Raw genomic sequence first — 3,264 nt, 5'->3', positions numbered from 1 at the left:
GGTGTAATAGATCCGAGGTCTCTGCTTCATCTGCAACACTCCTTCTGCTTACACAGAATTTAGTCGTGTTGCGTCGACCGGTTGAATCCACAGCCGAAAGCGGCCCTTCGTTGGACGCAGCAATGACTCGACATAAGGACAGGCAGGAGAAGTCTTCTTGCTGCCTTCTACCAACTCCCGTACGGAATGCCGAATCTCTCGATATACCGCTTGGACTTTTCACTGACAGGATACGCATAGCGCCCTTGGTTCTTACCTTGACTAGGCCCCAGCGGTTCCACCTCTGCCTGTGCTCTGGCGACTTTGACAGGATGGTGGCATGAGTCTCGAACCCAGACTTGCACGACACCACCTGGCGCCAGGCCCAAGTAGAGAGACGCGTTATAGCGCCCCTTTTGTTCAGGTGTTTTAGCGCAGCGCTGATTGACGGACTCAAGCATGAGTTGCCTGGCTTCCTCTGGGATATCTACCCAGACCTTGTACGTTTGCGGTTCAACAATGGATTGCCAACGGACATAGATCCTTTTGGGAAGATCAGCACCAACAACATTTTTTCCGTTACTTCCTACGCCGTGCCAACCTTGAGCAGATGCTGTTCCATCCTCTGCCTGCCCGCCTGAGGCGGATCCACCTCCGGTGCGCAGGAATACTCTGCCTTTAATGTCTTCGACCGAAGTGTCCTCAACCCAGATTTTCATGTAGTTGGGCTCGGTAAAGCCTAGTTCCCACCAAGGAGATTTGGGGTCGCTTTTGGCTGATAGCGGATTACTTGAATCACAGCCGCTAATCAACAGGGCAAAAAGCATCGTTGGAAATCTTTTCATCGGACGACGGTTACCAACTCCCGTACGGAATGCCGTACTTATCGATATACCGCTTAGCCTTTTCACTCACAGGATAAGCATACTGACCGCCGTTCTTGCCCAGCTCTGGCCCCAGCGGCTCCAACTCAGCCTGAGCTCGGGCGACTTTAACTGGGCGCCGACAAAGGTCTCTTACCCACACCTGCACCACTCCGCCCGGTGCGAGTCCCAAATAGACCGATGCCATGAAGCGTGCCGTTTTCTCGGGAGTTTCGGGGCAACGCTGGTGAGTAGACGTCACCATCACCTGTCTGGCCTCCTCAGGAATATCCACCCAAGCCCGGTAGGTTTTTTGTTCCGGTATCGATTGCCAGCGGACGAAGATGCGCTTGGGTAACCCTGCCCCGATAACCGGTTTGCCTGTACCCCCGACCCCAATCCAACCGCGCGCAGACTCCTTGTCATCATTCGGTTCTGCACCGCTGGCGTTCCCTCCCCCGGCACGTAGAAAAGTTTTACCGTCGATGTCCTCCACGGAGCTGTCTTCAACCCACACGTTCATAAAATTGGGTTTGATAAACGCCAGTTCCCACCAAGGGTACTTAGGATCGTTTTCTCCGGAGTTGGAGCTTGTTGCGTTACATCCGGTGAAGGCCAAAATGCTCAGCAGAGCTACGAGTATTCTCATTACCAAAGCTTCCAATCAGCTACGTGAGGATGCCGCACGCGAATGGAATCCTCCGTGGGTGCGTTGATGTAAACAGCTCGCAAACCGCTGCCGTCCCGCCTGCCTTGGGGGTGGTTCCAGTTGGCAGAGGTGTGGATGTATTTCAGTTTCAGCAATTGCTCATCATCGGGAGAGGTGGTGTAGTCGCCGGCGACGAATCTGTCACAGATCGATTGCAGCTCTTGGGGAACGGCATACTCCGTACGCCCAGGTATATCGGTGAAAGGAACGCCTTTCTCCTTGGCCAACTGATACATCACTCTCAAATAAACCGTGGAAAGTTTACCGCTGACCGGGCGTTTGAGTTGCAATCCCGCGTACACGCGTTTTTGCTTGGGTCCGAACCGATCTTGCGGGTCGGGCGGCAATGCGAGCGCCGCTGGCGTTACGACTTCCAGCATGTGTGCAGGCCAGCCCTTGGCTATCCACTGACTTTTTACTTGAACGGCATCTTGGTAGATCGAAGTCGTTTTGACATCCGTGTTGCTCCATACATCAAGTGTTTGCATGGGGCTGATCAAAACACATTCTTCGACCTCATCGAGGTAGCTGCCTCCGATGTCCGAGTGGACGCCAGGACATGTGTATTCGGGATAGTCAGGTTTGACTCTGCTGAGTGCGAAGTTAGCCCGACATTCGTCACGGGCCACCAAATGAACGACATCTTTGAAGAAACGTCGATCAAGGTACAGTTTTACGCCAGGAGCGATTGGGCTCGACACTCTGCCCAAATTCGTGAAGCCAGCGATTGACGCTACCGTATCGAACAGGCCGATAAACCCCATGTTGATGCTACTACCGTACTGATCAACAAATGTACGACTGAAGTTGTTGGCGTAAGTCGTCAATGAGTCCCTTAACGGCCCCTGCTTGCCTCTTACAATTTCATTTGCAAAATGGCGAGCGGCGGCTGCACCTCGACTGAAACCGAAAGTGTCAAAGGTGATTGACGCAATTTCACTATTCGGATTTTCCTGAAGGGCATCCTCGATGATTTGCTTGATGAAAGTAAACGAAGTCTGAACACGCCCCACAACCCCCGTCTCTCCCCGCCCAGTGCCTTGGCTGACGACGCTGTCCTTCTCGCTGGATCGAGTACCAATGCCTTCAATATAAACGGGTCGGGAGACCTGTTTTATCGAACCCTCTCCTTCTGCAATCGGAGCTTCGTAATACAGGTCGGCAAGTTTTTTTATATTGGTCGCGCCAGCCCCATAGCTACTGTCCGGATCCCTCATATAGGGCTGACAGCTAGCAGGAATATCCTGCGGCGCAATCGGATGCTGCGCACCACACAGCAGCCCCGCCGCCGTGTTATTCGCATTGTTGCCAGTACCATCAAAGAACACCCCAATCCTCAACGCAATGCCGATTTTCTCGGGCTCGCGCGCAGGTTCTTTCCCGTGCTTCTCATACTCAGCCCAACGCTGGGCATGGATGTCGACGGGTTTGGCTTCTTCGTAGCGGTAGTTTTTCGGGGGGTTGGGAACGTAGCCACTCAATCCTTGATTCCTTGTTCTGATCCTTGAAGAACGGGCCGAAGGGTGACAGCCGAGGCTTGGGGGCGCAAGGCGTGGCTCTGTGCCAGCTCGGTTGAAATTGCTGGGGCGACGAGGGTTTGGGCTCGTCGCACCGGGGTGGTCAGTGGGCGATTTCGACGTTGTCGAGGGCCTGGTTTACGGCGAGTTCGCCGAGCATGACGACCTGGGCGATGCCCAGTGCGGTTTTGCGGTG

The 3,264-nt window shown here is 54.0% G+C and carries 3 protein-coding genes; all 3 read right to left on the bottom strand.

What is annotated here, in order from left to right; genetic code table 11:
• Positions 1 to 167: 167 nt before the first annotated feature.
• Genes H043_RS0126310 through H043_RS0126300 form a run of 3 tightly spaced genes read right to left on the bottom strand, consistent with a single transcriptional unit; the run spans position 168 to position 3,032 of the window.
• Positions 168 to 824, bottom strand: a complete 657-nt coding sequence (locus H043_RS0126310; protein WP_027614310.1) for a DUF2931 family protein — start codon at positions 822 to 824, stop codon at positions 168 to 170.
• 10 nt (positions 825 to 834) lie between these two features.
• The gene (locus tag H043_RS0126305; RefSeq protein WP_027614309.1) at positions 835 to 1,491 is read right to left on the bottom strand and encodes a DUF2931 family protein; all 657 of its coding nucleotides are present in this window, start codon (positions 1,489 to 1,491) and stop codon (positions 835 to 837) included.
• The gene (locus H043_RS0126300) at positions 1,491 to 3,032 is read right to left on the bottom strand and encodes a DUF2235 domain-containing protein (protein ID WP_027614308.1); all 1,542 of its coding nucleotides are present in this window, start codon (positions 3,030 to 3,032) and stop codon (positions 1,491 to 1,493) included. The genes H043_RS0126305 and H043_RS0126300 overlap by 1 nt, the downstream gene beginning before the upstream one ends.
• Positions 3,033 to 3,264 lie beyond the last annotated feature (232 nt).

Origin of the sequence: Pseudomonas sp. URIL14HWK12:I6 (assembly GCF_000514195.1) — a bacterium.
GTDB classification, from domain to species: Bacteria; Pseudomonadota; Gammaproteobacteria; order Pseudomonadales; family Pseudomonadaceae; genus Aquipseudomonas; species Aquipseudomonas putida_A.
Note: the sequence above shows the minus strand (reverse complement) of the source record. Positions and strands in the feature narration are given on the sequence as shown.

What these genes read in the sequence shown, in the direction of transcription:
- H043_RS0126310 (WP_027614310.1), bottom strand. Translation starts at nt 824, where the DNA reads ATGAAAAGATTTCCAACGATGCTTTTTGCCCTGTTGATTAGCGGCTGT.
- H043_RS0126305 (WP_027614309.1), bottom strand. Translation starts at nt 1,491, where the DNA reads ATGAGAATACTCGTAGCTCTGCTGAGCATTTTGGCCTTCACCGGATGT.